This window comes from Pedococcus aerophilus (assembly GCF_039532215.1).
In the GTDB taxonomy this organism is placed as follows: Bacteria; Actinomycetota; Actinomycetes; order Actinomycetales; family Dermatophilaceae; genus Pedococcus; species Pedococcus aerophilus.
This window is the reverse complement of the sequence record NZ_BAAARN010000001.1, coordinates 631,197-658,037: the sequence shown is the minus strand read 5'-3', so window position 1 is coordinate 658,037 and position 26,841 is coordinate 631,197. Positions and strand designations below refer to the sequence as shown.

Below are 26,841 nucleotides of genomic sequence, written 5' to 3'. Positions count from 1 at the left end.
TGTGGGGCAGTGCAGGGGCCGCGTAGGGCGGCCTCCGCGACTGGAGGAGGAACGGCATGAGTGCGACGACTAACGTCGACACCGGGGAAGAGCAGACCGAGCTCAAGCGGGTGATGGGGCCCAAGCTGCTGCTGCTGTTCATCGTCGGTGACATCCTCGGCACCGGGGTCTACGCGCTCACCGGAGAGGTGGCCGCCGAGGTCGGCGGTGCCGCCTGGGCGCCGTTCATCGTGGCCTTCGGCATCGCCATGATCACGGCCTTCTCCTACCTCGAGCTGGTGACGAAGTACCCGCAGGCGGCAGGCGCGGCGCTCTACACGCACAAGGCATTCGGGGTGCACTTCCTCACCTTCATCGTGGCCTTCACGGTGATGTGCTCCGGGATCACCAGTGCCTCCACGGCCTCGCGTGCCTTCGCCTCGAACCTGGCCAAGGGGTTCGGTCTCGACAGCGACAACTCGAACCTGATCTTGTTCATCGCACTGGCCTTCATGGCCGTCATCGCCTTGGTGAACTTCCGGGGCGTCGGCGAGAGCGTCCGGGCCAACATCGTGCTCACCCTCGTCGAGCTGTCCGGTCTGCTGCTCGTCATCATGTGCGGCTTCTACGCCGTCACCGCAGGGAAGACCGATTTCAGCCGCACGATGATCTTCGACAGCCCCAGCGACAAGAACGCCTTCCTCGCGGTCACGGCGGCGACGTCGTTGGCGTTCTTCGCCATGGTGGGCTTCGAGGACTCGGTCAACATGGCCGAGGAGACCAAGGACCCGGTCAAGAACTTCCCGAAGATGATGATCGCGGGCATCAGCATCACCGGGGTCATCTACGTGCTCGTGGCCCTGCTGTCCGTGGCGGTCGTGCCGGTGGGCGAGCTGGCCGGGTCCGACACGCCTCTGGTGACCGTCGTCGAGCGAGCCGCCCCCGACGTGCCGATCGACACGCTGCTGCCCTTCATCTCCATGTTCGCCGTGGCCAACTCGGCACTGATCAACATGCTCATGGCGAGCCGCCTGCTCTACGGCATGGCCCGCCAGGAGGTGCTCCCGCCGTTCCTGGGCAAGGTGCACAAGACCCGCCAGACGCCGTGGGCCGCGATCATCTTCACCACGGCCATCGCCTTCGGCCTCATCACCCTGGTGACCCTCAACTCCGACGGCGAAGTGATCGGGGCCCTCGGTGGAACGACCGCCCTGCTGCTGCTCGGTGTCTTCACCATCGTCAACGTCTGCGTGCTCGTCCTGCGCAAGGACACCATCAACCGCAAGCACTTCGTCGCCCCGACGGTTCTACCGATCCTCGGCGCGATCCTGTGTGCCTACTTCGTCACGCCGCTCACCGGCCGCAAGCCGATCCAGTACGAGATCGCTGGGTGGCTGCTCGTCCTCGGCGTGGTGCTGTGGGCGATCACGTGGTTCGCCAACCGGGCGCTGCGGGCGAAGAAGACCTACATCCGCGACCCCGAGGAGCTCGGGGAGCGCGAGGGCGGCATGAACTAGCGCGGCAGCATCACGCGACTGCTCACGCGGTCGCCTGGACGGCACCGGAGGCTGAGGCCTTCGGTGCCGTTCGCGTTCGCGTCGGGCGCCCGGTCGTCTGCGAGGGACGAGCCTGCTTCTTCGGGGGAGCGGTCGAGCCACGGACCACCAGCTCCACGCCAAGGACCTCGTCGTGGCTGCTGCTGACCTCGTGGCCGTGCAGCGCGGCCAGCATGAGCGAACCAGCGTGCCGGCCCTGCGCCTCGACGTCCTGGCGGACCGTCGTGAGGTCGTGGATGCGGGAGTGGACGTGGTCGTCGATCCCGATGACCGACACATCGCCCGGCACGTCCAGGCCGTGGCGCCTCGCGGCGCTCATGACACCGAAGGCCATCTCGTCGGAGGCTGCCACGACGCAGGTCGGGCGGTCGGAGCCCGCGAACAGGCGGTCGGCGTGCTCGGCCGCACCGTCGGCGGTCCAGTCGCACCGCAGCGTCCACTCCGGTCGGTTGCGGATGCCGTGCGCGGCGAGCACCTCGTCGAAGGCGTGACGACGGTCGAAGGGCGTCTGGAGGTGGGACACCGACGACGGGACGGTGCCCGCATACGCGATGTCGCGGTGGCCCAGCCCCACGACGTACTCGACGGCCATCGACATCGCGGCCCGGTCGTCGATGCGCACCGACGGCCACCCCGGCTGGCGGTTGCCCACGGTGACGACCGGCAGGCCCATCCGGTCGAGGAGGTCGCGTTCCTGGGCGTCGGGGGGGACGTTGAGGATGATCACGCCATCGACCCGCTTCCAGAGCATGCTCTGGGTGATCGGCAGGCGGGTGTCGAAGGTGTGGCTCTCGAGGTCGCAGAGCAGGACGTGGTGCCCGTCGTCGCGCAGCGCCTTCTCGATGCCGGTGACGACGGTGGCGAAGAACCACCGGTTGAAGTACGGCGTGATGACGCCGATGCCGCGCGTGCGTCCCGACACGAGCGAGGTGGCGGCGGGGGAGGCCACGTAGTGGAGCTCGGTGGCCGCAGCGAGGACCCGCTCGCGGGTGCGCGGGCTCACACGGTCCACTCCGCGCAGCGCGCGGGAGACCGTCGCCACGGACACTCCCGCAGCCTTGGCAACGTCGCCGATGGTGGTCATGACACCTGTCCTGGAGGTCAGACTCCGGTGTTGCGCCTGGCCCGCCAGACGACGTACAGGACGCCGAGGAGGACCGCGAGGAGCGCGGCGGATGTTCCCGCCGGCTCCCCGCGAACCTCCAGGACGACCGTCTGGATCACGGCCATGAACGTGAAGAACCCGATGATGCCGAGCAGCATGTCCAGCCGTTGGGCCCTGGCCCGTTGACCGCCTGTGCCACTTCCGGGGTTGAACAGTCCCATGGGTGCTGAGGGGGAAGGCCGGGGCCTAGCCCTTCACACCTCCAGCCGTGAGGCCGGAGACGATGGCCCGCTGGAAGATGAGCACCATGATGATCAGCGGCACGGTGACGATGGTGCCGGCCGCCATGACCGCGGTGTAGGGCTCCTGGCGGGGCTGGGCGCCGGTGAACTGCGCGATGGCGACGGTCACCGTCTGCGTCTGCGGCGTCGAGAACTGGGCGGCGAGCAGGAACTCGTTCCAGCTCGCGATGAACGCCAGGATGGCCGTGGTGAACAGGCCGGGCGCTGCGAGGGGGAGCATGATCTTGCGGAACGCCTGACCCGGCGTGCAGCCGTCGATCCGTGCCGACTCCTCGAGCTCCCAGGGCATCTCCGCCAGGAACGCCGTGAGCGTGTAGATCGTCAGGGGGAGGGCGAACGAGATGTTCGGGATGATCAGCGCCTGGTAGTTGGCTCCGGTGAGCCAGCCCCAGTTGGAGAACATCTGGAACAGCGGCGACACGAGGGCGACACCGGGGAACATCGATGCGCCGAGGATGACGCCGAGGACGGCGTACTTGCCCGGGAACTGCAGGCGGGCCAGGGCGTAGGACGCGAAGACGCCGACGAGCATCGCGACGATGGTCGTGATGATGCCGATGATGATGGAGTGCACGAGGGCGTCACCGAAGTGGTTGCCTCGGGCCGTCGAGAACGCCGTGCGGAAGTTGTCCAGCGTGACGTGGGTGGGCCACGGGGTGCTGTCGAAGGTGTAGCCCACGTCGCGGAACGCCGTCACGACCATCCAGTAGAACGGGGCCAGGCCCCAGATGATGATCGCGGCGAGGCCGAAGTACATCCGCAGCTTGGCGTTGCGGTCGCTCTTGAAGTGGATCTCCTGCGCCTCGGTGCGCCCCGAGCTGGGGGGAGCCGTGGTCGTCGTAGCAGTCATCTCAGGCTCCCGTGGTGACGTTGGCGGCGACCGGGTTACCGGTGTCGGCGGACTTGGTGGGCTTGTCGTCGTCCTTCTTCTTGGCCGACTTGGGCGGACGCTGCACGACGTCGGCCCCACCGAACTTGATGAAGAGGAAGGCGGTGAACGCGACGAGGGCGAACACGATCGTCGACAGCGCAGAGGCGCTGTGGAAGCCCTGTCTGATCTGGTTGATCACGAGCATCGACAACGAGGTCGTCCCGCCGGCTCCTTGGGTGAGGATCGCCGGCAGGTCGTAGATGCGCAGCACGTCGAGGGTGCGGAACAGCACCGCCACCATGAGCGGCACCTTGACCAGGGGCAGGGTGATGCGGATGAACGTCTGGAACTTCGAGGCACCGTCGATCTGGGCGGCCTCGTAGACGTCGCCCGGGATGAGCTGGAGACCGGCGAGGATGAGCAGCGCCATGAACGGCGTCGTCTTCCAGACGTCGGCGATGACGATGGCGAACTTGGCGGCCCACGGGTCGCTGGTCCACAGCTGCGGCGAGATCCCGAAGAAGCCGAGCAGGACGTTCGCGATGCCGTCGTAGGCGAAGATGAAGAACCAGAGCTTCGCGGTGACGGCGGTGGGGATGGCCCACGGGATGAGGATGGCGGCGCGGACCAGGCCGCGGCCCTTGAAGTCGCGGTTCATGATCATCGCGAACCACATGCCGAGCAGGACCTCGATGACGACGCTGACGACGGTGAAGAACAGCGTCACCCACAGCGCGTCGTAGAACTGGGCGCCGAGCGTGCCCGGGGGGCAGTCGATGTCGCCACAGCGCTGGAGCAGCCAGTGGGTGTAGTTGGAGATGCCGGCGTTGCCACCCTCGACGAACAGGCCGGTCGCGGGGTCGAGGCCCTCGTCCTTGCCGAACGAGAGCTGGATCGCCTTGAACAGCGGGTAGATGATGATGACGGTCAGGAACGCGATCGTGGGGGCCACGAGCAGCAGCCCCTGCCGACCCTGTCCGGCGTTCAGCCCTTTTTGCTTCTTGGGCGGCGTGTTCTTCGTCGACCGCCCTGTCGACTGCGCGACTGCGCTCATACCTGCTCCTTGCCCGGAGAACGTGGTGAGAAAGCCCGTGGGGAGGGCCGAGGAGTCCGAAGCGGCTCGTCGACCCCCGGTTCCTGCTTGGGGGTGGTGCCGCGCACGTCGGGGCGTGCGGGTGGTGCGTCGTGCTGCCGGTGAGGGGGTGCGCCGTGGCGCACCCCCCACACCGACGGGACCGTCGGGTCCCGGGTGGCTGGATCAGCCGCCCGTGGAGGCCTGCATGGCGGCCTGCATGTCCTTCACGGCCTGCTCCGGGGTCTTCTGACCCTGGATCGCCGCGTAGGAGTTGTCCTGGATCGCCTTGGTCACGGCCGGGTAGAACGGGGTGACCGGGCGGGCCACGGCGTTCTGGATCGACTCGAGCAGGGTCGGCAGGTACGGGTACTTCGCGACCAGGGCCTGGTCGGTGTAGATCGACTCGATGACCGGGGCGAGCGAGCCCTTCTCCATGTTGGTCTTCTGCTCCTCGGGGCTGGTGAGGAACTTCAGGAAGTCCAGGGCCGTGGCCTTGTACTTGGAGTAGGCGCTGATCGCGGCCATGTGACCACCGAGGGTGGAGGTGCCGGGGCCACTCACACCGGGGAGCGGGGCGACCTTGAACTTGTCCTTGACCTTAGACGAGGCGTCGGTCGAGGCCAGGTTGTAGACGTAGGGCCAGTTGCGCAGGAACAGCAGCTTGCCGTTCTGGAACGCAGCGCGGCTCTGCTCCTCCTGGTAGGTGATGCCCTGCTTGGGGATGTCACCGTTCTTGTAGTGCTCGGCGAGGGCCTTGAGGCCGGCAGCGGCCTCGGGGGAGTCGACGGTGGGCTTGCCGGCCGAGTCGACGACCTTGGCGCCGTAGGCGTTCATCCACTCGGTGGCGTTGCAGGTGAGGCCCTCGTACTTGGCGAACTGGCCTGCGTAGCAGTCCATGCCGTTCTCCTTGGCGATGGAGCACATCGACCACATCTCGTCGAACGTCTTCGGAGGCGTCTTCACGAGGTCGCTGCGGTAGTACAGCATCGAGCCGTCCGAGGAGGTCGGGGCGGCGTACAGCGTGTTGTTGTACGTCGAGGCGTCGACGGTCGGCTTGAGGAAGCCCTCGGTCGGCAGCGCGAACTTGTCCTTGAGCGGCGTGAGCCAGCCCTTGGCCGCGAACTCGGCGGTCCAGACGACGTCCACGGAGACCACGTCGTAGCTCGGGTCCTTGGCCTGGAAGTGCTGCACGAGGTCGTCGTGCTGCTGGTCGGCCTGGTCCGACTGCTCCTTGATCGTGACCTTCTCGTTCGGGTGGGCAGCGTTCCAGCGCTCGGCCATCGGCCCGAGCAGACCGCTGTTGTCCTTGCCCTGGACGTAGGTGATGGGGCCGCGGGCGTCAGCCCCGGAGGCCGCGGCGTCACTGCCGCCGTCGTCGCCACCACCGCAGGCTGCTGCGACGAGCGCAACGGACACTGCACCGGCAAGCACCGAGAAGGTGCGCCGCTTGTTCATTCGGAGGGCCATGCGCCCGCCTCCATTTCTCGCGTCGTGCTGAGGCGGACGTGCCTCAGCGCTGAGGTAACGGCCCCATGTAAACGTTTGCGCTCCGCTGTGGCAATCGCTTCTGAGGTGGAAGGCGGTAACGATTCCGTAACTGCGACGCAATGCGTGCGTGGGTGATCGTTCGTCAGCGGATGAGCTGGGCGTCCCAGCTCGCGACGTGGACAGGCGCCTTGCCGCACGACTCAGGCAATTCACGTGCGGTGATACGCCTTTCGCATCGAACCGACCAGCTGCGACCGTCGCGGTGACTGACCACGAACGCTGCCGGGACCCCGTCGACGGCAGGAGTTCCCGGCGTTCCGGGCTCGTCGCGGCGGGTCATGTCCAGGGTCACGTCCGGGGTCACGTGCAGCGCCATGAGGTCCGTGACGCCCTCCACGTGGCGCACCAGGGACTCCGCGGCCTGGGCTCCGGGGGGCAGGGCGCTGCGGCCGCGGTCGTGGTCCGGCCCGAGGACCGACGGCGGCAGCTCGCCGTGGGCCGAAGCGGCCAGCACCTCGCCGGCCAGTGCGGCGTCGAGTCGGGCCAGGGTGGCTCCGTGGGGGAGCAGCACGCCGGTCGGGGCGTACCGGTGGCCACCGGTGTGCGAGGCCTCCCACACCCTTCCGGGTGCGGCCACTGCGGCGTCGAGCGCCACGGGGCGGCCACGGACCGCGCAGCACACGTCGCGCCGCCCGTTGGTGCACACGAGCAGCACGGGCGGGCACGGCGCCATACCGGGCAGGGATGCCGCGACCGCGTCGCGGTCACCGCGGGCGAGGGCGTCGAGGTCGACGTCGAGCAGGACGGCCGGGTCCGTGACCCGACCCGTGAGCAGCCACGGCTGCTCACCTGCCCAGGCGAGGTATGCCGTGTGGCCGGCCTGCGCCGCGTCGTGGGCGTCAGCGGGGTGCCGTCCGGGGCGACGGATGAGGCTGAGCCGACCTCCGCGGCGGCTGCACGCGTCGGCGAGGGCGGACCCGAGCTCCGGGGGGAGGTGCGACTCCGTGGCCGCGTCCCGACCCCACGGGCCGGGCTGCTCCAGGGCCACGAAGAAGCCCGCCTGCGCCGCTGTGCCAAAGGCGGAGACGCCCACGACGTCGAACCCGACCGAGCAGGCGTCGGGAGCAGGGACACCGTGCCCGGACGAGGGCACGGACGCACTCACTGCGGCGGCCCGGCGATCCGCGCGATGGCGGCCGGTGCAGGCATGCCGGAACCGTCTCGGCGCCCGGTGGGCTCGGGCAGCTCGAGCGCGACGCCGTTGGCGCCAGATGCCTTGGCGGGCAATGGTCCTGCCCACGCCAGGACCAGGGTGTCCTCGCCCTTGAGGAACCGGTGGCAGCGGACGCCGCCGGTGGCCCGACCCTTGGGCGGGTACTCGGAGTACGGGGTGGCCTTGATCGAACCCGGCTCGGTGCCGGGCAGGGCGCCGGAGGACCCGGACGAGGTCACCACGACCGCGTCGGCACCCTGCGGGACGGCGCCGAAGAAGGCGACGGTGGCCCCAGCAGCGAGCTTGATGCCGGCCATGCCGCCCGCGGCGCGACCCTGGGGCCGGACGACCCCGGCGCCGAAGCGCAGCAGCTGTGCGTCGGAGGTGATGAAGACGAGGTCCTCGTCGCCGGTGGCCAGGCCGACGGCGCCGACGACGTGGTCGCCGTCGCGCAGCGAGATGAGCTCGAAGTCGCTGCGGCCGGGGTAGTCGGTCGTGACGCGCTTGACGACGCCTTGGGCGGTCCCGAGGGCGATCCCGGGGGCTTCGGCGAGCAGGCTCACGATGGTCAGCGGCTCCTCGCCGCGGGGGAGGTCGACGTAGGCGGCCAGAGGGGCTCCGCCGGACAGCGACGGTGCCCCGTTCGTCGGGGGCAGCGTCGGCAGCTCGAGCGCGGAGAGCCGGATGAGGCGGCCACGGGACGTGACGAGGCCGACCTCCCCGCGGGCCGTGGTGCGCACGGCGCCGACCAGGGCGTCGTGCTTGCTCCGCGACGACTCGGTCGGGATGGGGTCGGCGCCGTTGGTGCGGGCCAGCAGTCCGGTGGAGGACAGCAGGACCCAGCACGGGTCGTCGGCCACCTCCAGCGGCGAGGCGGTCGTGGCGGGGACGCCGGCGGACTCCAGCAGGACGGTGCGCCGCGGGGTGCCGTGGCTCTTGGCGACGTCGGCCAGCTCGGTGGAGACGGTCTTGAGCAGCAGCTTCTCGTCGCCGAGGATCGCCTCGAGCTCCTCGATCTGGCGCTCCAGGTCCGACTTCTCGGTCTCGAGCTCGATGCGCGAGAACTTCGTCAGGCGACGCAGCTGGAGGTCGAGGATGTAGGTCGCCTGCGGGTCGGACAGGTCGAAGACGTCCATCAGGCGCGCCTTCGCCGTGGTGCCGTCGTCAGAGGTGCGGATGAGCTGGATGACCTCGTCGATGTCCAGGATCGCGACGAGCAGTCCCTCGACGAGGTGCAGGCGGTCCTTGCGCTTGCCGAGGCGGTACTCGGTGCGGCGGCGGACGACATCGGTGCGGAAGTCGACGTAGACCTTGAGGAGGTCCTTGAGCCCGAGGGTGCGCGGCTGCCCGCCGACCAGGGCGACGTTGTTGATGGAGAACGAGTCCTCCATCGGCGTCAGCTTGTAGAGCTGCTCCAGGACGGCGTCGGGGTTGAAGCCGTTCTTGACCTCGATGACCAGCTGGAGGCCGTGCTTGCGGTCGGTGAGGTCCTTGACGTCCGCGATGCCCTGGAGCTTCTTGGACTGGACGGCGTCCTTGATCTTCTCGATGACCTTCTCGGGCCCGACGAGGTAGGGCAGCTCGGTGACGACGATGCCCTGGCGGCGCGGCGAGGTCTTCTCGATCCGGGTGGTGGCGCGGGTCTTGAAGCTGCCGCGGCCGGTGAGGTACGCGTCACGGATCCCGTCGAGGCCGACGATGCGACCGCCGGCGGGCAGGTCGGGGCCGGGGACGAACTTCATCAGGTCGTCCAGCGAGCAGGTCGGGTTGCTGATGAGGTGGCGGGCCGCACCGATGACCTCGACGAGGTTGTGCGGCGCCATGTTGGTGGCCATGCCGACGGCGATCCCGCTGGCACCGTTGACGAGCAGGTTGGGGAACGCCGCGGGCAGGACCTCGGGCTGGAGCAGCTGGTCGTCGTAGTTGGGGACGAACTCGACGGTCTCCTCGTCGAGCCCGGTCGTCATGAGCATCGCGGCCGGGGCAGGGCGCGCCTCGGTGTACCGCGAGGCGGCCGGGCCGTCGTCGAGGGAGCCGAAGTTGCCGTGCCCGTCGACGAGGGGCAGGCGCATCGTGAACGGCTGGGCCATGCGCACGAGGGCGTCGTAGATGGCCGTGTCACCGTGCGGGTGGTACTTGCCCATGACGTCGCCCACGACGCGCGAGGACTTCACGTGGCCGCGCTCGGGACGCAGGCCCATCTCGTTCATGGAGTAGAGGATCCGTCGCTGCACCGGCTTGAGGCCGTCCCGGGCGTCGGGCAGGGCCCGGGAGTGGATGACGGAGACGGCGTACTCGAGGAACGCCCCCTGCATCTCCTCGCGGACGTCGATGTCGACGATCCGCTCGACGAAGGACTCGTCCTCGGGGGCTGACGGGGTCTTGCGGGCCATACCTGGGTGCCACTCCTAGCAGTCGTCCCGCAGGGTGCGGGGATCCACCCAATCTTGGACCACGGCTAGACGGGCTCGACGGGCGACTCGCCGGGGCCCGTCCCCGGACCGCCGTCGAAGCGGCCCCAGTGCACGACGTCCGCCTCGTCGCGACGGCCTCGCCGCAGGCTCGGGGACGTGGTCCGCTCGAGCTCGTGCCCGAGCGCCACGACCCCCACCAGCCGGCGGTCCCTCGGTATGCCGTGGGCTTCCAGCACGTCCGGGTGCCGGTCCGGGGGCACCCCGAAGAAGAGCGCACCGAGGCCCTCGTCGACCGCGGTGAGCAGCATGAGCATCGCGGCCATGCCGGTGTCGACGTCCCAGTAGGGGACCGGCCAACGGGCCGGGTCGCGGTCGGTCCAGCCCTTGTCGGGCTCGGCGTAGCGGTCGAGGTAGGCGCCCGGGTCGGACAGGCACAGCACCAGTGCCGGAGCCGCCGAGACGCCACGCAGCCAGGCGTCCGGCTGGCGCCCGCCGTCACGGGTGGCAGCCCAGAACGCCTCGGTCTGTCCACGGCCCTCGAGGACGACGAAGTCCCAGCCCTGGCTGAACCCGGCGCTGGGGGCCCGCTGCGCGGCATGCAGGATCCGCTCCAGGACCTCGCGCGGCACGGGGCGTTCGGGGTCGAAGCGGCGCACCATCCGGCGACGTCGGACCACCTGCGAGAGCTCCATGCCCCCATCCTGTCGCGAACTCCTCGTGAGCCGCTGACAGGATGGGACCAACCACGCGCGGGGGTGCGGCGTCCATCAGGGCATGACGACGATGACCGCCGTGGCACTCAGGGGAGGGGTGGCAGTGGCGACGCGGGACCGGGTCGACGTCGAGGCTGCCGTCCGCGAGGTCTACGACGTCCACTACGGCCGCCTCGCCGGCTGGACCGCGCGGCTGGTCAGCGACCCCGAGCTCGGACACGACATCGCCACCGAGGCGTTCCTCAAGCTCTTCCGGGAGTTCGCGAAGGTCGACGACCCGCGGGCCTGGCTCTACACGGTGGCCGCCAACCTCGTCCGGGACCACTGGCGCAAGCGCGGGCGCGAGGCCGCTGCCTACGAGCGCCACGAGGCGGGCCGCGACGACTTCACGCCGGCGCCCGACCTGGCCACGACGCTGACCGTGCGCGACGCGGTGCAGCAGCTGCCGGACCGGCTGCGCGTGGTCGTCCTGCTGCACTACTTCGCCGACCTCCCGGTAGCCACCGTGGCCCGACAGCTCGAGAAGTCGGAGGGCACGGTCAAGCGCGACCTGTTCGACGCCCGCCACCGCATGGCCGCGACCCTGGGAGGGACGAGATGAGCCGCGACCCCCTCGAGGACTTCTTCGCGCACGAGCGCGACGAGGTCCGCGAGCTGCCTGCCGGCGAGGAGCGCTGGGAGGCGATGCTGGCCGAGTCCAGGCGACCCCGCCGACACGGCGCCGTCGTCTGGTTGGGGGCCGCTGCTGCTGCCGCCGTGGTCGCCGCCTCGGTGGTCGTCGGGACCGGCAACGGACCTGGCCTCCAGTCGGCGTCGGACGCACCCAGCACCACGACCACCGCCAGCGCCACGACGACCGGTCCGCTGCCGACGGTCACGGTGACCCGGACCGTCCAGCCCGGTCCGCCGGCCACCGACAAGGCCACGACGACCACGCCCCCTCCCACCCGCAGCACGCCAGCGGCCGGGAGCCTCGCCGTCCCGGTCGGTTTCGGGCTGGCGTCGATGACCAACGCCGGCGGCGGCCGACTCTTCGCCCTCGGGTCGGCCGTGTGTCCCTCCGGCGAATGCACCGCTGTGGTGGGGTCCGACGACAACGGCCGGACGTGGTCGACGCGGGCCTCCTTCACCGACCTGACCACCCGCGGGCCGCTGGTGACGCCGGCCGGACCACGCCAGCTCGTCGGTGTGCGTTTCGCCAGCGCCGAGGTCGGCTACGTCTTCGGCACCGAGGTGCGCCGCACCACCGACGGTGGCCGCAGCTGGACCTCGGTCGACGTGGGTGGCCGCACCGTCCTCTCGCTCGAGACCGACGGCAGCCGGGTGTGGATGGCCACGGCCGGGACGTGCAGGCACACCGGCACCGCCTCGACGCCACGCGGTTGCTCCGACCTGCAGGTGCGCACCGGCGCCGTCACCTCGACCACCACCTCCACCGTCCCGCTCCCTGCTGCCGCGCCGGTGGTCGAGAACGCCTGGATCTCGCTGGACGGTCCGGACGCCTACCTCAACGCGACCGCCGCCGACCCCCAGCAGCCCGTACGCGCCATACGGGTCTCGGGGACCCCGACCACGCTCCCGGTGCCGGAAGGATGCGACCCCGAGCAGGGACTGACCCTCGCGGCCACCGCGAACACGAGGGGCACCCTCGTCGGCGTCTGCCCGTCCTCGGACGCGCCCGACAGCCGCTACACCGTGGTGACGTCCACGGACCGGGGCGCGACCTGGCGGCTGCGCCCCGCCCCCGGGCTGGGCACCCCCACCGCCGCAGGGGTCTGGCTCACGGCGACCGATGCCCAGCACCTCGTCGCCGTGCGGCAGGCCCTGCCGGCGAGCACGGGGGAGGTGCCGTCGCCGACCACGATGCTCGCGACCAGCACCGGAGGGGCCGCGTGGAAGGCGGTCGCCCCCGGCGGCGCGACCGACACGGCGTGGGCCGGCGCAGCCGGAGGCGGACTGGTCTACGCCTTCAGCGGCGGCGGGTCGTACTGGCAGAGCAACGACGCCGGCTCGACCTTCGAGACGGTCCCGCTGCGCCGCTGAGCCGGTCGACCCCGCGGGGTGCGGTCGTGCCATGCTTCCTCCATGAGCCGGGCCGTGAGCGAGGCCGCATGACCGAGGCCGCAGGGCGCCCCGAGGGGTACCCGGCGCAGTGGGAAGCCGATGTCGTCCTCCGTGACGGGTCGGTCGCCCACCTGCGGCCGATCACCCCGAGCGACGTCGAGGCGGTGCACCGCTTCCACGCGGGCCAGTCCGACGAGTCGATCTACATGCGGTTCTTCGCCCCGCTGCGCAAGCTCAGCGACCGCGACGTCACCCGGTTCACGAACGTCGACTACCACGACCGCGTCGCCCTGGTGGCGACCGTGCGGGGCGAGATCATCGGCATCGGCCGGTACGACAAGATCACCGCGACCAGCGCCGAGGTCGCCTTCAACATCTCCGACTCCTACCAGGGCCGGGGGATCGGCTCGGTCCTGCTCGAGCACCTTGCGGTCATCGCGTGGGAGGCCGGCGTCGAGGAGTTCACCGCAGAGGTGCTCCCGCAGAACCGCAAGATGATCTCGGTCTTCAGCGAGGCGGGCTACGAGGTCAGCCGGCGGTTCGAGGACGGCGTCGTCTCGGTGCGCTTCCAGATCCAGCCGACCGAGCGGTCCGAGGCGGTGCGGCTCTCCCGCGAGCACCGCGCCGAGTCGGTGAGCATGCACTCGGTGCTGTTCCCCGACACCATCGCCGTCGTCGGTGCGAGCCGGCGCAGCGACTCGATCGGCCACCACATCCTGGCCAACATCCAGGCCGCCGGGTTCAACGGCGCGGTCTACGCGGTCAACCGCGAGGCCATGGAGGTGCTCGGCCTGCACGCCCACGCCCGCGTCTCGGAGATCCCCGACGAGGTCGACCTCGCCGTGGTGGCGGTCCCGGCCGAGGAGGTCCTCGATGTCGTCGCGGACTGCGCGGAGGCCGGGGTCAAGACGCTGCTCGTGGTGTCCGCGGGCTTCGCCGAGGCCGGTGCGGCGGGGGAGGAGCTCCAGCGCGAGCTGCTCGCGACAGCGCGCACCGCAGGCATGCGCGTGCTCGGACCCAACTCCTTCGGCGTCATCAACAACCACCCCAGCGTGCGGCTCAACGCGTCGCTGGCGCCCGAGCTCCCGCCGACAGGTCGCCTCGGGTTGTTCGCCCAGAGCGGTGCCCTCGGCATCGCCGTCCTCGCGTCGGCCGCCCGTCGCGGCCTCGGGATCTCGGTGTTCGCGTCGGCCGGCAACCGCGTCGACGTCTCCGGCAACGACTTCATGCAGTACTGGATCGACGACGACGACACCGACGCGGTCGGCCTGTACCTGGAGTCCATGGGCAACCCGCGCAAGTTCTCCCGCATCGCGCGGCGGCTCGCGACGACCAAGCCGGTCATCGTGGTCAAGTCCGGTGTCTCGTCGTACGGCGTGCCGCCGGGTCACCGGGCACGGCCCACCCGGGTGCGCCCGGAGGCGTTCGACGCGATGCTGCGCCAGGCCGGCGTCATCCGCGTCGAGAACGTCCACCAGATGTTCGACGTGGCCCAGCTCGTCGTGCACCAGCCGCTGCCGCAGGGCAACCGGGTCGCGATCGTCGGCAACTCCGATGCCCTCGGCGCCCTCACGGCCGAGGCGTGCGTTAGCTGGGGGCTGGAGGTGGCGCACGGCCCGGTGTCGTTGCCGAGCGACGCCAAGGGGGAGCACTTCGCCCGTGCGCTCGCCGACGCGTTCGGCGACCCCGAGGTCGACAGCGTCCTCACCTGCTTCATCCCGCCGCTCGTGACCGAGGACGCCGAGGTGGCCACCGCGGTCCGCGACGCAGCCATCGCGTCCGAGAAACCTTGTCTCGCAACGTTCCTCGGCATGCGCGGAGTCCTCGAGCGGTTGTCGGACCAGGGTGGCGAGGGGCGGGTCGAGGTCGTGCCCGCCTACGCCATGCCCGAGGACGCGGTGCGCGCGCTCGCGGCGGCGACGCGCTACTCCGAGTGGCGCGCTCGCGACCGTGGCGTGCCGGTCCACCCCGTCGGGATCGACCGCGAGGCGGCCGAGGCCCTGGTCGAGCGGGTCCTGACCGACGCACCGGAGGGGCGCCGGCTCAGCCTCGCGGAGGTCACCGAGCTGCTGGCTGCGTACGGCGTCCGGCTGTGGGGGAGCGTCCCTGCCCGGACCGTCGAGGACGCCGTCGCCGCGGCTGAGTCCGTGGGGTACCCCGTGGTCATCAAGTCGGTCGCGCCGCTCATGCGCCACCAGCCCGGGCTCTCCGGGATCCGGGTCGACCTGCGCTCGGAGGCCCAGGTCCGGGAGGCCTTCGCCGGCCTCACCGAACGTCTCGCGCCGTTGTCGGCCAACTCCTTCGTCGTCCAGCGGATGGCGACCCCCGGTGTCTCGTGCGTCGTGCGCTCCGACGAGGACCCGCTCTTCGGACCCGTCGTGTCGTTCAGCATCGCGGGGCCGCCGACCGACCTGCTCGGCGACATCGGCCACCGCATCCCACCGCTCACCGACGTCGACGTCTCCGACCTCATCTCGTCGGTGAAATCCTCACCGATGCTGCACGGGCACCGCGGCTCGGCCCCGGTCCACCGCGCCGCTCTCGCCGACCTCATCGCCCGGGTGTCGGTGCTCGCCGACAACCTGCCGGAGATCGCCAGCCTCGTCCTCAACCCCGTCAACGCCCACACCTCCGGGGTGGACGTCCTCGGCGCGGAGGTCGTCGTCGCCCCGACGCCGCGGCGCAAGGACCCCGGCCGCCGCACCCTGACCTGACGCGAACCCACGCAAACCAAGGCCTTCGGACCTCGATCACCGGCTTCGTCGCAGGTCACCGTCGTCGGACTCGCGCAGGCCCGGTGCGCATCGGCGGGGGGAGCCCTACTAGGGCAAGATGGACAGCATGGGTCCAACCTCCTCCCACCCCGCGTCGACGCCACTGGCGTTGCCCGACGACCTCACCCGAGCGATCCAGCAGGCCGGCTACTACCCGGCCCTCGTGGGTGACGTCGTCCGCGCGGCACTCGGAGGGGACGAGGTCGTCTCGCACCTGGTGCACCAGGAGACGACCTTCGACCACGACGTGGTGCGCCGCCACATCACGGTCCTGGCACTCACGGCCAGCCGCCTCGTCATCGCGCACGCCGACGACCACACCGACGGTGGTCCCGGCCAGGAGGACGTCGCGACGGCCACCACCGAGAGCGTCCCGCTGAGCGCCGTCCGCGGGGTGATGGTCACCCACGTCGTGGCCCGCCCGCAGGACTACGTGCCCGGTTCGCTCGGCCGCGAGATCACCCTGACCCTGGGCTGGGGAGCGGTGAGCCGCATCGACCTCATGCCCGCGTCCTGCGCCGATCCCGACTGCGACGCCGACCACGGCTACGAGGGCAGCGTCGCCTCGGACGACATCTCGCTGCGCATCAGCGCCGACGCCGAGGGCGAGGTCGCCCTCCAGCAGGCTCTCGACTTCGCCCAGGCGCTGTCGACGAGCATCGGCACGTGACCCCGGTGCTCCCGACGTCGGTCCTGCGCCCGCCCCTGCCCCCTCCCCGGTCAGCTCCTTCCCCGACGGCGACGGCCTAGACCGTGCCGCACGAAGGTCTGCTCCACCCGCGCTACGACGCGGCCGGACTCGCGGGGGTCCTGCCCGCTGTGGCGGCGACGCTCGGGGTCGACCGGTTCGCCGCCGCGCTCGCCGGCAGCTCGCCCGAGCAGGCGGCCACCGCCCCGACCGGTCCTGACGGGATCGACCACGAGGGCAACGCAGGGCTGGCCTTCGGCCCGTCCCGACGCGCCATCGTCGTGCTCGTCGACGGACTGGGGTACGAGCTGATCCGCCGCCGCGGCGGACACGCACCGTTCCTGCGCTCGCTGCTGCCGGCTGCATACCGGATCACGGCGGGCTTCCCCTCGACCACGGCCACCTCCATGGGCACCTTCGGCACCGGCCTGCCCCCGGGCAGCCACGGCCTGCTCGGGTACGAGGTGCTCGTCCCCGGCGAGGACCGCCTCGTCAACGAGCTGTCGTGGGAGGACGGTCCCGACCCGCTCGCCTGGCAGCCGCAGGACACCGTCTTCGAGCACGCCGAGCGGGCCGGGGTCTCCGTCACCCGGGTCGGCCCCCGCTTCTTCGACGGCTCCGGGCTGACCCGGGCCGCGGTGCGCGGAGGCCGGTTCAAGGCCGCCGACACGCTCGCGAACCGGGTGGACGCCTCGATCGCCGCAGTCCGTGCGTCGAAGCGCTCGCTGGTCTACCTCTACTGGGGCGAGCTCGACAAGGTCGGGCACGTGCACGGCTGCCAGTCCTGGGAGTGGGGCGACGAGCTCGAGGCGATCGACTCCGAGCTGGCACGGCTGTGCCGGTCGGTCCCCTCCGACACCGCGGTCTACGTCACCGCCGACCACGGGATGGTCGACGCCCCGCACGCCCTGCGCATCGACCTCGCCCACGACCCCGAGCTCGCGGCCGGCGTCAGGCACGTCGGCGGGGAGCCTCGTGCCCTGCAGCTCTACTGCGAGGACGGTGCCGCGGCTGACGTCGAGCAGTGCTGGACCGAGCGGGTGGGGGAGCGTGCCTGGATCCGCTCGCGGGACGAGGCCGTGCGCGAGGGGTGGTTCGGCCCGGTCAGCGCCACCAACCTGCCCCGGATCGGCGACGTCGTCGTCGCCATGCGCGACAACTTCGCCATCGTGGACTCCCGCCGGGCGCGGCCACAGCTGCTGGCGCTCGTCGGACTGCACGGGTCACTCACCCCCGACGAGTCCGCCATACCCCTCTTCCACGTGCCGGCCCGGGACACCGCCTAGGGTGTTCCCTCGTGGCTGAGCTCGTCTTCTTCTCCGGGACCATGGACTGCGGCAAGTCGACCCTTGCCCTCCAGATGGACCACAACCACCAGGCGCGCGGCCGGTCCGGCCTGATCTACACCAAGATGGACCGTGCCGGCACGGACGTGCTGTCCTCGCGGCTGGGCCTGTCGACGGCGGCGCACGAGGTGGGCGACGACCTCGACTTCTGGGACGCCGTGGTCGAGCACGCCACCAACGGCCTGCGCGTCGACTACCTCATCTGCGACGAGGTGCAGTTCTACACTCCGCAGCAGGTCGAGCAGCTCGCCAAGCTCGTCGACGAGATGGGCGTCGACGTGTTCGCGTTCGGGATCACCGCGGACTTCCGCACCCAGCTGTTCCCCGGCTCCCGGCGGATGATCGAGCTGGCCGACAAGGTCCAGGTGCTCCAGGTTGAGGCCCTGTGCTGGTGTGGTCGTCGCGCCACGCACAACGCCCGCGTCGTCGACGGCCTCATGGTGGTCGAGGGCGAGCAGGTCGTGGTCGGCGACACGAAGCCGGGCAGCGAGGCGCTCGTGGAGTACGAGGTGCTCTGCCGCCGGCACTTCATGCGCCGGATGAACTCCGCCGCGGCACGGGCCGCCGCCGAGTCACCCGATGTGCTGCCGTTCGACCTTGATCTCTGCCCCGTCCCGCAGCAGTAGCCCGTGATCATCTGGCTCAACGGGACCCACGGCGCGGGCAAGACGACGATCGGCGCCCTGGTCGACACTACGGCCCTCACCCCGGAACAGGCGGCGCGGCGGATCGTGGCGATGGTCGGCGGCTGAGCAGCTGCGGACGATCCGCCGGCGCAGGACGGTTCGTCAGTCGCGGGACCTGGCCCCGAACATCACGTCGTCCCAGCTCGGGACGCTGCGCCGGCCGGACTTCTTCGCCGGGCGCGGTCGCTCGGGTGCCGCGATGGGCTCGTCACTCTCGGCGGCAGGGCCGACGTCCTCGTGGCGGTCGTCCGCCGCGTCGTCCTGCTCGTCCTGGACCTCGTTCGAGGCCGGAGTCGGGGCTGGGGCATGGGCAGGCGCGGGTTCGGTTGACGGGGCGACGGCGGTGAGGCGTTCGACCGTTGCGGTCGGCTCCTCGACCTCCTCCTCGGACTCCACCTCAGTCTCGACCTCCACCTCAGCCTGAGGGCGGGGCTCGGGCGGCGTGACGACGGCAGGTTCGTCGAGTGCGGCCTCGTCCCGCACGGACCCATCCCGCACGGACTCGTCAAGCACCGGCTCCTCCGCCTGCGCCTCGTCGACGACGAGCTCCTGCGCCTCGGGGCTCGGGCTCTCGTCTGTGGCCGGTGCGGGGTCGAGCGGGTGCGGCCCTCGCGCGGCGGGGGGCGGGGGCATGGTTTCGGGATCGTAGGCGAGGTCCTCGAGCGGGAGCGCGTCCTCGCGGGGAGCCTGGTCACCGGGGGTCTGGGTCGCGGACGCCTTGGCGCCGCGACGACGGGGGCGGCCGCGGTGCGACGCGCGCTCGCGCATCGCCGTCATGAGGTCGAGCGGCTCCTCGGCACGCGGCGGCGCCGTGCGGCGCGGGGTGGCCTGGACGCCGCCCTCCGCCTCGACGTCGTACACGGTCGTGGCGCGGGCCGGGGGCGTGGCCAGGTGGGGGGCAGGCAGGGGTGAGGCGCCCTGCGAGGAGTCCTCCTCGCTGAGCCAGCGCGCCTCGTCGTCGGCCGCCGTCACGGTGCGGGCGGGGACGTCGAAGTGCCAGTGCGCCTCTCGCTGACGGCCGCCGGCGGGGAAGGTCACGACGACGGTCCACTCACCGGCCTCGTTGCGGGCGGAGTCCCACAGGGCGGCAGCCGGGTCCACGCCACGACCGGAGAGCCGGGCGCTGACGCGGGCCGCGAGCGTGGGGGTGGTCGAGCCGCCACCGGCGCGGCCACGGAGGCGGACCCCGCGGGCCAGCCCGGCGACATACTCACGCTCGGCGAGGATCGGACCCTCGTAGCGGCGGACCTTCTCGACCGGCCAGCCGGAGCGGTCGGCGACGTCCTCGGCGCTCAGGCCGGCACGGATCATGGCCTGGACCTCACGTGGGCGCATGCCACCGTCGATCTCGATCTGGAGCTGGCCGAGGCGCGGGCGGTCGCGTCGGACCGCCGCTCGCAGGGGCTCGTCGAGGGGGACGCTGAACTGCTCGCCCCCGGAATCGGACAGCAGCAATCGCTGACCGTCCTCATGGACACCGATCAGCCGCAGGTCTCGCATTGCCTTCTCCCGTATCGCCACATCGTGGTCGACTCTGCCACCACGGGCCTCGCCGAGGAAGTGACCACGCCGCGAGGGTAGTTTTGACCTCGCGATGCTCACCTTCGACCCCCACCTCCAGCTGGCCCTCGACCTGGTCGGCGTCTTCGCGTTCGCGTTGTCCGGTGGACTGGTCGCGGTGAAGAAGCGGCTCGACCTCTTCGGTGTCCTCGTGCTGTCCGGCGCCGCGGCCCTGGGCGGCGGAGTCATGCGCGACGTCCTCATCGGCGACCTGCCCCCGGTCGGGATCTCCGACTGGCGGTTGCTGACGAGTGCGCTCATCGCCGGGCTCGTGACCTTCCTCTACCACCCGGGCGTTGAGCGCATCTCGCGCTTCGTCCGGGTGCTCGACGCGGCCGGTCTCGCCGTGTTCGCGATCGGTGGCTCGCTCAAGGCGCTCGGCGCCGGCATGGACCCGCTCACCTCCGTCATCGTCGGCGGCATCACCGCGGTCGGCGGCGGGATCGTCCGCGACGTCCTCGCCGGCCAGGTGCCCGAGGTCCTGCGCCGCGAGATGTATGCGTTGCCCGCCCTGCTCGGGTCCGCCCTGATCGTGACCGCCCACCACTTCGACGCCGTCAGCCCGCTCGTCATCTGGGGCTGTGTCGCCCTGGTGTTCGCGGTGAGGATGATTGCCGTCGTGCTCGATGTGCACGCCCCCAAGCCCCTGCGAACCGGAGAACTCACGTGAGCACCCCCAGCACCGACCCCACGCCCGAACCCACCGACGACGCCTCTCCGCTCGAGCCGTACGACGGCATCCTGCTGCTGTCCTTCGGTGGTCCGGAGAAGCCCGAGGACGTCCTGCCGTTCCTGCGGACGGTCACCGCCGGGAAGAACATCCCGGACGAGCGGCTGGAGGAGGTCGGCGAGCACTACTACGGATTCGGTGGACGCAGCCCGATCAACGACCAGAACCGCGCCCTGCTCGCCGCCCTGCGCTCCGAGCTGGACCGACGTGGGATCAGCACGCCGATCATCTGGGGCAACCGGAACTTCACCCCCTTCGTGCCCGAGGCGCTCCGCGAGGCCCACGACCAGGGCCTGTCCCGCCTCGTGACGGTGATGACCAGCGCCTACTCCTGCTACTCCTCCTGCCGTCAGTACCGCGAAGACCTCGCCGGGGCGCAGGCGGAGGTGGCGGAGGCCGGCATCGACATCGCCATCGACAAGATCCGCACCTACGCCAACCACCCCGGCTTCTCGCGCACGAACAGCCGCCTCGTGACGGAGTCCGTGCGCGAGGTGCTGCGCGGCGGCACCGACGCGAGCGACGTGCGCCTGCTGTTCGTCACGCACTCCATCCCCATCGCGATGGACGAGACCTCCGGCCCCGGCGACGAGGACGGCAGCGCCTACAGCCGCCAGCACATCGCGTTGGGTGCCGCGATCACCGACGAGGTCAACGCGACGCTCGACACCGACCTGTCCGGTGAGCTGGTCTTCTGCTCGCGGTCCGGTCCCCCGAGCCAGCCGTGGCTCGAGCCCGACGTCAACGACCGGCTCGAGGAGCTCGCCGCCGAGGGTGCGAAGGTCGTCGTCGTGTCGCCGATCGGGTTCGTCTCCGACCACATGGAGGTCGTGTACGACCTGGACACCGAGGCGGCCGCCACAGCGGAGAAGCTCGGCATCCGGCTGGTGCGCGTGCCCACCGTCGGCATCGACCCCGAGTTCGTCTCGGGCCTGGTCGACCTCGTCGAGGAGCGGGCCGCCGTGGCCCGCGGCGAGCAGCCGGCCCAGCCGTCGTGGCCGGGTCGGGAACCGTTGCGCTCGACCTGCGCCCCCGGCTGCTGCCCCAACCTGCGCGTCGCCAAGCCGGCGCTCTGCGGCCAGGACTGACGTGGACCAGCTCGCGGTCCCCGGCGACGACGTCCTTGCCGAGCTGGAGCGCCTGGCCGTCGAGGTCGCCCTCGAGGCCGGTCGCCTCATCGTCGACGACCGGCCCGCCGACCTCGGGGTCTCCAAGACCAAGAGCACGGCCACCGACGTGGTGACGGTCATGGACCAGCGGGCCCAGGACCTCCTGCGCTCGCGCCTGCAGGCGGCGCGGCCGGGCGACGGCTTCCTCGGCGAGGAGGAGGGCGGCACCGACCGCGAGTCCGAGATCACCTGGGTCGTCGACCCCATCGACGGCACGGTCAACTACCTCTACGGGATCCCTTCGTATGCCGTGTCCGTCGCCGCCGTCGTCGGCGACCCCACGACGCCCGGCGCGTGGCGCCCGGTGGCAGGTGCCGTGGTGAACCCGGTGACGGGGGAGCTGTTCCACGCCCACCTCGGCGCAGGGGCGTGGCTGCGTCGCGGTGACGGGCCGTCGCAGTCGCTGACCATCGGCACGGCACCCGGGCTCGGGCACGCGCTCGCCGGGACCGGGTTCGGCTACGACACCCGTCGTCGCCTGTGGCAGGCCAGGGTGCTCGTCGAGGTGCTGCCGCACCTGCGCGACATCCGCCGCATAGGCAGTGCGGCCCTGGACATCTGCGCGGTGGCCGCAGGCTCCCTGGACTGCTACTTCGAGCGTGGCCTCAACCCGTGGGACCTGGCAGCCGCCTGGCTCGTCCTCACCGAGGCCGGTGGCGAGTTCACCGGGTTGGAGGGCGCCGCCCCGGACCAGTGGATGGTCGTCGGCGCCGCACCGACGCTGCACGCCGAGCTCGAGGCGGTCGTCCGCCGGGCCGTGCAGGCCGCCGGCGACGAGTAGGTCTCCAGCGGCGAGCGGGTGAGGGCGGCGGGTGCCCCCTGCGCGCCATACGGTCCGGACACGACGACGGCGCGCCCCGCTGGTGGGGCGCGCCGTCGTGGAGCGGTGAGGGTCAGGCGGCGTTGAACCTGACGAGCTCGGGGATGCGCAGGCCGTGCTCGGTGGCGAGGCGGGCCAAGTTCTCCAGCTCGGCCTCACGGACGGAGGCGAGGTAGTCGTCGCCGGACTCCTGCGCCGTACGCAGGGACTGGACGGCGCGGCTGGCGCGCTCGGTGATCTCGGTGTGGAACTCGGTCATTCTGCACCCCTCTCTGGTCTGGTTCCGGAGCGGTCTCGCACCGGGGGATCCGGGTCAGGTGGAGACAGGACTCTAAGGGAACAGACGTTCCGGAGCCCACTTCGGGTTGCCCCGCTTGGATGAACTGTGGATGAACCCAGACCGCGTCTTGACGTCCCGGGCGGGGCGCTTGGTCCCGGTTGCCGACGGTCTGGGAGGCTGCCGCGGACGTCGTCGTGGACTCGATGGTGACGGCACCAGCCAGATAGGGCACAATCCCCGCCGGCGGTGGGCACAAAACCACGACGATCAGCGTTAACACCGGCGACTTGCCTTTCCCGATCATCGGGTGGGCACTGATGAGACTGAAGAGGGAGAGCGACAGCGACTATGGCGACTGACTACGACGCGCCGCGCAAGACCGATGACGAGCTGTCCGAGGACTCGATCGAAGAGCTGAAGTCCCGCCGGGTCGACAAGAGCGCCTCGAGCGTCGACGTCGACGAGACGGAGCAGGCCGAGGGCTTCGAGCTCCCCGGCGCCGACCTGTCCGGCGAGGAGCTGTCCGTCCGGGTCATCCCGCGGCAGTACGACGAGTTCACGTGCTCGCGCTGCTTCCTCGTGCACCACCGCAGCCAGCTGGCCAAGGAGGTCAACGGGCAGATGGTGTGCCGGGAGTGCGCGGCCTGACCGTGCAGCAACCACCGATAGGGTCAGTCCACGTGACTGGCCCTATCCGCGTCTCTCTGCCTGTCCGGCGGCTCGATCCCGACCTGCCGATGCCGTCCTACGCGCACCCCGGCGACGCCGGGGCAGACCTGCACGCGGCGAGGGACGCGACGCTGGCACCGGGGGAGCGGGTGCTCGTCCCGACCGGGATCGCCCTCGCCCTTCCCGACGGCTACGTCGGCCTCGTCCACCCGCGTTCGGGCCTCGCGGCCAGGCACGGCATCACGATCGTCAACGCGCCGGGGACCGTCGACGCGGGCTACCGCGGCGAGATCCTCGTCAACCTCGTGAACCTCGACCCACGCGAGGCGTTCACCGTCCGCCGCGGCGACCGGATCGCCCAGCTGGTCGTCCAGCAGGTGGCCGTCGCCGACTTCGTCGAGGTGGATTCGCTCGAGGACACCTCCCGGGGTGACACTGGACACGGTGCCAGTGGCGGCTTCGGCAACCACCCCCAGACAACGAAGGACTGAACACTCCAGTGGCCATCTTCCGACGCGGCAAGAAGTCCGAGCAGATCGACGAGGTCGACCCGACCCCCGACCCCACCACGGACGGGGCGTCCGACTCCGGACCCGGCTCCAGCGCGCTCGCCGACTCCGACGGTGACATCGCGGACAGCGGTGACTCCGACAGCGGAGCCCCGGACGGCACCCCGGGTGGCGACGTCTCGAAGGACGAGCAGGCGGCCAAGGCTGCCCCCGTCGACCGCGAGGCCAACGGCCCGCACGACAGCTCCGAGGTCGACGTCACCGACGACGGGCGGCTCGACCTCGGCGCCCTGCGCATCCGTGGGATCTCCGGCATGGAGCTGCGGCTCGAGGTGGACGAGGCCGCCGACCAGGTGGTCGGCGCCACGGCGGTCGTCGCCGACTCCGCCGTGCAGCTGCAGGCCTTCGCGGCCCCGCGCACGATGGGCATCTGGGACGAGATCCGCACCGAGATCGCCGAGTCGATCCTCGCCCAGGGCGGTACGGCCGACGAGGTCCAGGGTGCGCTCGGCACCGAGCTGCGCACCCGGATGCCGCAGGCCGGCCCCGACGGCCGCACCGTCTTCGCCCCGGCGCGCTTCGCCGGTGTCGACGGCCCGCGCTGGTTCCTCCGCGCGGTCTTCTCCGGCCGGGCAGCCATCGACGACGAGGCTGCGGCGCCCCTGCTCGAGGTCGTGCGCAGCGTGGTCGTCGTCCGCGGCGAGAACGCCATGGCCCCGCGCGAGATGCTCGCGCTGACCCTGCCGGTCCAGCCTGATGCCCAGGGCGAGGCCGACGCCGACGGCGAGGCCACCGACTCCGGCGACGCCGCCCCGGTCCACACCGACGACCTCAAGCCGTTCGAGCGTGGCCCCGAGATCACCGAGGTCCGCTGACCACCATGGCCACCAACGCGCAGACGGCCCCGCCCACGGGGAGCCAGGGCCCGCGGGGCCACCACAAGTCGGCCATCGCCCGTCTCGGCGAGCGCCTGACCAAGTCGGTCACCCAGATGGAGGCCGACGAGCTGCGGGAGGACGCGGCCCGGCTCGGCTGCACCCCGATGTGCGACCTGCTCGACCGGCAGCAGGCGACCGTGTCGGGCACCGTCCGAGCCGTGACCCTGCGCCCGCGCGTCAACGTGCCCGCGCTCGTCATCGACCTCTACGACGGCAGCCGCACGATCAACCTCGTATGGCTCGGTCGCCGGTCGATCGCCGGGATCGAGCCGGGCACCTACCTGCGCGCACAGGGTCGGGTCACCTACTACCGCGGCATCCCGACGATCTTCAACCCCTCCTACGAGATCGTGCCGCTGCGTGCCCACTGACCGTGTCGCCGCCGGTGCCGACGCGAGTGCCGGCACCGACCCCGCCGCCGATGCCGGGACCAGCGCGGCCGATCGCGTGGTCGGTCACGGTGCCGTGACCGACGTGACGACGCCGCCTGCCACGGTCGAGGAGGTCATCCGCCAGCGCCTGTCCAAGGCCCTCGGTGGGTGGCGCGGCTCGCTCGAGACCGCGCTGCCGACGGTGGCCTTCGTCATCGTGTGGACCGCCACCAAGGACGTGCGGACCGCGGTCATCGCCGCCGGCGGGGTCATCGTCGTCCTGGCGCTGGTGCGCATCGTGCAGCGACAGAGCCTGCAGTTCGTGCTCTCCGCCGCCCTGGCGACAGGCATCGCGGCGTTCTTCGCGCTGCGCAGCGGCCGGGCGCAGGACGCGTTCCTGCCGGGCATCCTCACCAGCGCCGGCTGGGGCGTCGCAGCCCTCGTGTCGGTCGTGAGCCGTTGGCCCCTCGTGGGTTTCATGGTCGGCGCCGGCGACCCCCGGGCGGCCGAGGACCCGTTCGCCTGGCGTCGGGACCGCGGTCTGGTGCGCGTCTGCCAGCGCCTCACCCTGGTGCTCGTCGTCATGTATGCCGTGCGCGTCGCCATCATGCTCCCGCTGTACTTCGCGGGTGAGGTGGCCTGGCTCGGCGTCGCCAAAGTGGCGCTCGGCTGGCCGTTGTGGCTGGCCGGCCTCGCCGTGATGGGGCTGATGCTCGTCCGCGGCCAGACACCGCAGGAGGTGCCGGCACCCGACGGTCACCACGTCGAGCACGGCGACAGGCACCACGACGGCCGCCAAGCCGAGCGGGAGCCCGACCCGACCTGAGGTCAGGCCTCGCCGCGGGGGTTGCGGTCGCCGGGGCTGAGCATCGCCTCGAGCTCGTCCTCGAACTCCGGCGTCGAGATGAAGAGCAGCTCGTCGTGCGGCTCGAGGGAGTCGTCGCGGCTCGGCGCGATCGGGTGGTCCTCGCGGATGATGCCGACCAGCACCGTCTCGCCGGGGAACTCGACGTCGCCGACGCGCTTGCCCGCGTAGGGGCTCTCCGGCGGCAGGGTCAGCTCGACCATCGTGGCCTTGCCCTGCTGGAACTGGAAGATGCGCACCAGGTCGCCGACGCTGACGGCCTCCTCGACGAGGGCGGTCATCAGGCGCGGCGTCGACACGGCGACGTCGACGCCCCAGGCCTCGTCGAACATCCACTCGTTCTTCGGGTTGTTCACGCGGGCCACGGTGCGCGGGACGCCGAACTCGGTCTTGGCCAGCAGCGAGACGACGAGGTTGACCTTGTCGTCACCGGTGGCGGCGACGACGACGTCGCACTCCGCCAGGCCCGCCTCGTGCAGGGCCGTGATCTCGCAGGCGTCGGCGAGCAGCCAGTTGGCCTCGGGGACGCGGCTGGACTGGATGTCCTTGCGGTCCTTGTCCATGAGCAGGACCTGGTGGCCGTTGTGCAGCAGCTCCCGGGCGATGGAGCGGCCGACGCTCCCGGCCCCGGCGATGACGACGCGCATGTGGATCCT

27 protein-coding genes are annotated in these 26,841 nt (G+C 71.2%); 16 read left to right on the top strand and 11 right to left on the bottom strand.

Going from position 1 to position 26,841, the window contains the following annotated elements; translation table 11 throughout:
* Positions 1–56: 56 nt before the first annotated feature.
* Positions 57–1,496, top strand: coding sequence for an APC family permease (locus tag ABD286_RS03060; protein WP_344190129.1), 1,440 nt, complete (start codon positions 57–59; stop codon positions 1,494–1,496).
* 22 nt (positions 1,497–1,518) lie between these two features.
* Here the strand turns inward: ABD286_RS03060 and ABD286_RS03055 are convergent, their stop codons facing one another.
* The 8 genes from ABD286_RS03055 to ABD286_RS03020 form a co-directional block, all read right to left on the bottom strand.
* Entirely contained in the window at positions 1,519–2,619 is a 1,101-nt protein-coding gene (locus tag ABD286_RS03055; RefSeq protein WP_344190128.1) for a LacI family DNA-binding transcriptional regulator, read from the bottom strand.
* Positions 2,620–2,636: 17 nt separating this feature from the next.
* The gene (locus ABD286_RS03050; protein ID WP_344190127.1) at positions 2,637–2,861 is read right to left on the bottom strand and encodes a hypothetical protein; all 225 of its coding nucleotides are present in this window, start codon (positions 2,859–2,861) and stop codon (positions 2,637–2,639) included.
* Between the two features lie 25 nt (positions 2,862–2,886).
* The gene (locus ABD286_RS03045) at positions 2,887–3,792 is read right to left on the bottom strand and encodes a carbohydrate ABC transporter permease (RefSeq protein WP_344190126.1); all 906 of its coding nucleotides are present in this window, start codon (positions 3,790–3,792) and stop codon (positions 2,887–2,889) included.
* 1 nt (position 3,793) lies between these two features.
* Entirely contained in the window at positions 3,794–4,867 is a 1,074-nt protein-coding gene (locus ABD286_RS03040; RefSeq protein ID WP_344190124.1) for a carbohydrate ABC transporter permease, read from the bottom strand.
* Positions 4,868–5,071: 204 nt separating this feature from the next.
* Positions 5,072–6,355, bottom strand: coding sequence for an ABC transporter substrate-binding protein (locus ABD286_RS03035; protein WP_344190122.1), 1,284 nt, complete (start codon positions 6,353–6,355; stop codon positions 5,072–5,074).
* A gap of 163 nt (positions 6,356–6,518) precedes the next feature.
* Positions 6,519–7,529 carry a ferredoxin family protein gene (locus ABD286_RS03030; RefSeq protein WP_344190120.1) on the bottom strand — a complete coding sequence of 337 codons (1,011 nt, stop codon included), beginning with the start codon at positions 7,527–7,529 and terminating at the stop codon, positions 6,519–6,521.
* An 8-nt stretch (positions 7,530–7,537) separates the two neighbouring features.
* Positions 7,538–9,982 carry a DNA gyrase/topoisomerase IV subunit A gene (locus tag ABD286_RS03025; RefSeq protein ID WP_344190118.1) on the bottom strand — a complete coding sequence of 815 codons (2,445 nt, stop codon included), beginning with the start codon at positions 9,980–9,982 and terminating at the stop codon, positions 7,538–7,540.
* A 65-nt stretch (positions 9,983–10,047) separates the two neighbouring features.
* A complete protein-coding gene (locus ABD286_RS03020; protein WP_344190116.1) occupies positions 10,048–10,695 on the bottom strand; it encodes a nitroreductase family protein in 648 nt (215 codons plus the stop codon).
* Positions 10,696–10,777: 82 nt separating this feature from the next.
* Here ABD286_RS03020 and ABD286_RS03015 point away from each other — a divergent pair, with 82 nt between their 5' ends.
* The 7 genes from ABD286_RS03015 (at position 10,778) to ABD286_RS02985 (ending at position 18,340) form a co-directional block, all read left to right on the top strand.
* Positions 10,778–11,317, top strand: coding sequence for an RNA polymerase sigma factor (locus ABD286_RS03015; RefSeq protein ID WP_344190113.1), 540 nt, complete (start codon positions 10,778–10,780; stop codon positions 11,315–11,317).
* A complete protein-coding gene (locus ABD286_RS03010; RefSeq protein ID WP_344190111.1) occupies positions 11,314–12,759 on the top strand; it encodes a beta propeller repeat protein in 1,446 nt (481 codons plus the stop codon). The genes ABD286_RS03015 and ABD286_RS03010 overlap by 4 nt, the downstream gene beginning before the upstream one ends.
* A gap of 68 nt (positions 12,760–12,827) precedes the next feature.
* Positions 12,828–15,494 (top strand): bifunctional acetate--CoA ligase family protein/GNAT family N-acetyltransferase, encoded by a 2,667-nt coding sequence (locus ABD286_RS03005; RefSeq protein WP_344190109.1) that lies wholly within the window; start codon positions 12,828–12,830, stop codon positions 15,492–15,494.
* Between the two features lie 118 nt (positions 15,495–15,612).
* Positions 15,613–16,224 (top strand): DUF5998 family protein, encoded by a 612-nt coding sequence (locus ABD286_RS03000; protein ID WP_425565307.1) that lies wholly within the window; start codon positions 15,613–15,615, stop codon positions 16,222–16,224.
* 83 nt (positions 16,225–16,307) lie between these two features.
* A complete protein-coding gene (locus ABD286_RS02995; protein ID WP_344190105.1) occupies positions 16,308–17,528 on the top strand; it encodes an alkaline phosphatase family protein in 1,221 nt (406 codons plus the stop codon).
* A gap of 11 nt (positions 17,529–17,539) precedes the next feature.
* Positions 17,540–18,214: a thymidine kinase gene (locus ABD286_RS02990; RefSeq protein WP_344190103.1), complete on the top strand. Its 675-nt coding sequence runs from the start codon at positions 17,540–17,542 to the stop codon at positions 18,212–18,214.
* Between the two features lie 3 nt (positions 18,215–18,217).
* Positions 18,218–18,340, top strand: a complete 123-nt coding sequence (locus ABD286_RS02985) for a hypothetical protein (RefSeq protein ID WP_344190101.1) — start codon at positions 18,218–18,220, stop codon at positions 18,338–18,340.
* Positions 18,341–18,376: 36 nt separating this feature from the next.
* On the opposite strand, the gene sepH is transcribed toward ABD286_RS02985, so the two are convergent.
* A complete protein-coding gene (gene sepH / locus ABD286_RS02980) occupies positions 18,377–19,774 on the bottom strand; it encodes a septation protein SepH (protein WP_344190099.1) in 1,398 nt (465 codons plus the stop codon).
* 94 nt (positions 19,775–19,868) lie between these two features.
* Between sepH and ABD286_RS02975 the strand changes: the two genes are divergently transcribed.
* The 3 genes from ABD286_RS02975 to ABD286_RS02965 are packed head-to-tail and all read left to right on the top strand — an operon-like array spanning position 19,869 to position 22,514.
* Positions 19,869–20,504, top strand: coding sequence for a trimeric intracellular cation channel family protein (locus tag ABD286_RS02975; protein ID WP_344190097.1), 636 nt, complete (start codon positions 19,869–19,871; stop codon positions 20,502–20,504).
* Positions 20,501–21,652 (top strand): ferrochelatase, encoded by a 1,152-nt coding sequence (locus tag ABD286_RS02970; RefSeq protein ID WP_344190095.1) that lies wholly within the window; start codon positions 20,501–20,503, stop codon positions 21,650–21,652. Before ABD286_RS02975 ends, ABD286_RS02970 begins: the two co-directional genes overlap by 4 nt.
* Before the next feature lies 1 nt (position 21,653).
* Positions 21,654–22,514 (top strand): inositol monophosphatase family protein, encoded by an 861-nt coding sequence (locus ABD286_RS02965; RefSeq protein ID WP_344190093.1) that lies wholly within the window; start codon positions 21,654–21,656, stop codon positions 22,512–22,514.
* A 112-nt stretch (positions 22,515–22,626) separates the two neighbouring features.
* Here ABD286_RS02965 and ABD286_RS02960 read toward each other — a convergent pair whose 3' ends face one another.
* On the bottom strand, positions 22,627–22,812 hold the full coding sequence (locus tag ABD286_RS02960; RefSeq protein WP_344190091.1) for a hypothetical protein: 186 nt from the start codon (positions 22,810–22,812) through the stop codon (positions 22,627–22,629).
* Between the two features lie 369 nt (positions 22,813–23,181).
* On the opposite strand from ABD286_RS02960, the gene ABD286_RS02955 reads away from it, so the two are divergent.
* Genes ABD286_RS02955 through ABD286_RS02935 form a run of 5 tightly spaced genes read left to right on the top strand, consistent with a single transcriptional unit; the run spans position 23,182 to position 26,146 of the window.
* A complete protein-coding gene (locus ABD286_RS02955) occupies positions 23,182–23,481 on the top strand; it encodes a DUF4193 domain-containing protein (protein WP_056883993.1) in 300 nt (99 codons plus the stop codon).
* Between the two features lie 32 nt (positions 23,482–23,513).
* Positions 23,514–23,993: a dUTP diphosphatase gene (dut, locus tag ABD286_RS02950; protein ID WP_344190087.1), complete on the top strand. Its 480-nt coding sequence runs from the start codon at positions 23,514–23,516 to the stop codon at positions 23,991–23,993.
* An 8-nt stretch (positions 23,994–24,001) separates the two neighbouring features.
* Positions 24,002–24,886: a DUF3710 domain-containing protein gene (locus ABD286_RS02945; protein ID WP_344190085.1), complete on the top strand. Its 885-nt coding sequence runs from the start codon at positions 24,002–24,004 to the stop codon at positions 24,884–24,886.
* Between the two features lie 5 nt (positions 24,887–24,891).
* On the top strand, positions 24,892–25,320 hold the full coding sequence (locus ABD286_RS02940; RefSeq protein WP_425565306.1) for an OB-fold nucleic acid binding domain-containing protein: 429 nt from the start codon (positions 24,892–24,894) through the stop codon (positions 25,318–25,320).
* Positions 25,310–26,146, top strand: coding sequence for a DUF3159 domain-containing protein (locus tag ABD286_RS02935; RefSeq protein ID WP_344190083.1), 837 nt, complete (start codon positions 25,310–25,312; stop codon positions 26,144–26,146). The genes ABD286_RS02940 and ABD286_RS02935 overlap by 11 nt, the downstream gene beginning before the upstream one ends.
* A 2-nt stretch (positions 26,147–26,148) precedes the next feature.
* On the opposite strand, the gene ABD286_RS02930 is transcribed toward ABD286_RS02935, so the two are convergent.
* Positions 26,149–26,832, bottom strand: coding sequence for a potassium channel family protein (locus ABD286_RS02930; protein ID WP_344190081.1), 684 nt, complete (start codon positions 26,830–26,832; stop codon positions 26,149–26,151).
* Positions 26,833–26,841 lie beyond the last annotated feature (9 nt).

Bases quoted from the DNA above. Each gene is read 5' to 3' on its own strand.
- ABD286_RS03035 (WP_344190122.1), bottom strand. From the start codon at position 6,355: ATGGCCCTCCGAATGAACAAGCGGCGCACCTTCTCGGTGCTTGCCGGT.
- ABD286_RS03000 (WP_425565307.1), top strand. From the start codon at position 15,613: ATGGACAGCATGGGTCCAACCTCCTCCCACCCCGCGTCGACGCCACTG.
- ABD286_RS02960 (WP_344190091.1), bottom strand. From the start codon at position 22,812: ATGACCGAGTTCCACACCGAGATCACCGAGCGCGCCAGCCGCGCCGTC.
- ABD286_RS02955 (WP_056883993.1), top strand. From the start codon at position 23,182: ATGGCGACTGACTACGACGCGCCGCGCAAGACCGATGACGAGCTGTCC.
- ABD286_RS03020 (WP_344190116.1), bottom strand. From the start codon at position 10,695: ATGGAGCTCTCGCAGGTGGTCCGACGTCGCCGGATGGTGCGCCGCTTC.
- ABD286_RS02975 (WP_344190097.1), top strand. From the start codon at position 19,869: ATGCTCACCTTCGACCCCCACCTCCAGCTGGCCCTCGACCTGGTCGGC.
- ABD286_RS03055 (WP_344190128.1), bottom strand. From the start codon at position 2,619: ATGACCACCATCGGCGACGTTGCCAAGGCTGCGGGAGTGTCCGTGGCG.
- ABD286_RS03010 (WP_344190111.1), top strand. From the start codon at position 11,314: ATGAGCCGCGACCCCCTCGAGGACTTCTTCGCGCACGAGCGCGACGAG.
- ABD286_RS03040 (WP_344190124.1), bottom strand. From the start codon at position 4,867: ATGAGCGCAGTCGCGCAGTCGACAGGGCGGTCGACGAAGAACACGCCG.
- ABD286_RS03025 (WP_344190118.1), bottom strand. From the start codon at position 9,982: ATGGCCCGCAAGACCCCGTCAGCCCCCGAGGACGAGTCCTTCGTCGAG.
- ABD286_RS03060 (WP_344190129.1), top strand. From the start codon at position 57: ATGAGTGCGACGACTAACGTCGACACCGGGGAAGAGCAGACCGAGCTC.
- ABD286_RS02930 (WP_344190081.1), bottom strand. From the start codon at position 26,832: ATGCGCGTCGTCATCGCCGGGGCCGGGAGCGTCGGCCGCTCCATCGCC.
- ABD286_RS03045 (WP_344190126.1), bottom strand. From the start codon at position 3,792: ATGACTGCTACGACGACCACGGCTCCCCCCAGCTCGGGGCGCACCGAG.
- ABD286_RS03050 (WP_344190127.1), bottom strand. From the start codon at position 2,861: ATGGGACTGTTCAACCCCGGAAGTGGCACAGGCGGTCAACGGGCCAGG.
- ABD286_RS03015 (WP_344190113.1), top strand. From the start codon at position 10,778: ATGACGACGATGACCGCCGTGGCACTCAGGGGAGGGGTGGCAGTGGCG.
- ABD286_RS03005 (WP_344190109.1), top strand. From the start codon at position 12,828: ATGACCGAGGCCGCAGGGCGCCCCGAGGGGTACCCGGCGCAGTGGGAA.
- ABD286_RS02940 (WP_425565306.1), top strand. From the start codon at position 24,892: ATGGCCACCAACGCGCAGACGGCCCCGCCCACGGGGAGCCAGGGCCCG.
- sepH (WP_344190099.1), bottom strand. From the start codon at position 19,774: ATGCGAGACCTGCGGCTGATCGGTGTCCATGAGGACGGTCAGCGATTG.